At 71.6% G+C, this 1854-nt stretch carries 2 protein-coding genes; one reads left to right on the top strand and one right to left on the bottom strand.

The annotated features are described in order from the left end of the window. Positions 1-1106 (bottom strand): MFS transporter (locus tag ACRDPS_RS23225; protein ID WP_431504035.1); only part of this gene is annotated, 1106 nt, incomplete at its 3' end. Positions 1107-1130: 24 nt separating this feature from the next. On the opposite strand from ACRDPS_RS23225, the gene ACRDPS_RS23230 reads away from it, so the two are divergent. Further along, positions 1131-1811, top strand: a complete 681-nt coding sequence (locus ACRDPS_RS23230) for a FadR/GntR family transcriptional regulator (protein WP_431504036.1) — start codon at positions 1131-1133, stop codon at positions 1809-1811. Positions 1812-1854: the final 43 nt, after the last annotated feature.

Raw genomic sequence — 1854 nt, forward strand, 5'->3', positions numbered from 1 at the left:
ACCGACCACGCGCCGGTGGACTCGCGCAGCAGCCCGACGACGAACGGGCCGCCGGCCGCGAACAGGTAGCCGATGCTCTGGGCCATCGAGGACAGCGCGGTGGTGCCGGAGGTCGTCGCGGTGCGGATGCTGAACAGGGTCAGGGTCACCGGGAAGACCGCGCCGCCGACGCCGACCAGCACCGCCCAGATCCAGGCGCCGGCGACGGGTGCGAGCCAGAGGCCGGTGAACCCGATCGCCAGCAGTACTGTCAGGACCGCGATCAGGTGGCCCTGCGATGATGCCCGGATCGCGAGCGTCGGCACGAGGAAGTAGACGGGTACGCCGACCAGGATGCTCACCGCGAGCAGCAGCCCTGCGGTCGCGTGACCGAACCCGGCGTCGGCGTAGATGCTCGGCAGCCAGCTCATCACGACGTACGCGAACAAGGACTGGGTGCCGAAGAGGAGCGTCACGGCCCAGGCCACCGGCTCACGCCACAGCGACACCCGAGCACCGTTACCGCGGGTCAGGTCGCGGTCGCGCAGGTGCGGCACCCACGCCAGCAGTGCCAGGACGGCGAGCAGCGCCCAGACGCCGAGACCGATCCGCCAGCTTCCGGCCGCGTGGGCGATCGGCACCGTGACCCCGGCAGCGATCGCCGCGCCCAGCGACATCACCGCGCTGTAGGCACCGGTGACCGCGCCGACCCGGTTGGGAAAGCCTTCCTTGACCACGGCGGGAAGCAGCACGTTGGCGAGGGCGATGCCGGCACACGCGACGAAGGTGCCGACGAGCAGCAGCCAGGGGTCACCGAGCACTCGGACCAGCAGCCCGGCCACCAGAAGGCCGAGCGCTACCCCGATGCCACGATGCACGCCGAGGCGGCGCGCGAGCGTCATCCCCGTCGCGCCGACGACCGCGAAACACAGCACCGGCAGCGACGTCAGGAAGGCCCGGGTACCGGCCGAGAGCCCGTCGAGCCCGTCGAGCAGCGCTCCGAGGGACGTGATGCCTCCGCGCAGGTTCGCCGCCACCAGCAGGACCGCGACCAGCAGCCACGCAGTCGACCGTACGGCTGTGCGCGACGGCAGGGACTCGGGGCGGGTCTGGAGTCGGGCGGTCACACCCCTTAGGATGCCAGACATCGGATGATTGGACGAAAGGACGGCACGGTGCCGCTCTCCACCACCACGCCTCGCTCCCTGGTCGACCAGGCGATCGACGGCATGCGTGAGCTGCTCGCCGACGGCGAATGGGCCGTCGGCACCCGCATCCCGCCGGAGCCCGAGCTCGCCACGGCGCTCGGCGTCAGCCGCAACACGGTGCGCGAGGCCGTACGGGCGCTGGCCCACACCGGCGTGCTGGAGGTGCGACGCGGGGACGGCACGTACGCCGCGGCCTCCAACGAGGTGGCGGCGATGATGCGGCGTCAGCTCGATCGGGTCGGGCTGCAGCACGTCCTCGAGGTCCGCCACGCGATCGAGACCCAGGCCGCAGCCCTGGCCGCCGAACGGCGCTCCGAGGACGACCTACAAGCGCTGACCGCTCTCATGGAGCGACGCGCAGCAGCCGTCGCAGCCAGGGACGCCGATGCCTTCGCCGACGCCGACACGGAGTTCCACCTCGGCGTGGTCACCGCGACCCACAACCCGCTCCTCATCGAGCTCTACGCCGGTTTCGAGGGCACCTTGCGCACGATGATCCACCTCGATGACGAGACGGACGAGCTCGCCGACGAGCACGCCGCGGTATTCGACGCCATCCGCGCCCAGGACGCCGACGCCGCGATGGCCGCAGTCACCGGCCTGCTCCACACGCTCGCTCGCTGACGCCCCACGACCCTGGGGAGGCCTGTCCGAACCACGTTCGGAC

Origin of the sequence: Nocardioides sp. (assembly GCF_050699375.1) — a bacterium.
Classification (GTDB): domain Bacteria; phylum Actinomycetota; class Actinomycetes; order Propionibacteriales; family Nocardioidaceae; genus Nocardioides.

Bases quoted from the DNA above. Each gene is read 5' to 3' on its own strand.
- ACRDPS_RS23230 (WP_431504036.1), top strand. From the start codon at position 1,131: ATGATTGGACGAAAGGACGGCACGGTGCCGCTCTCCACCACCACGCCT.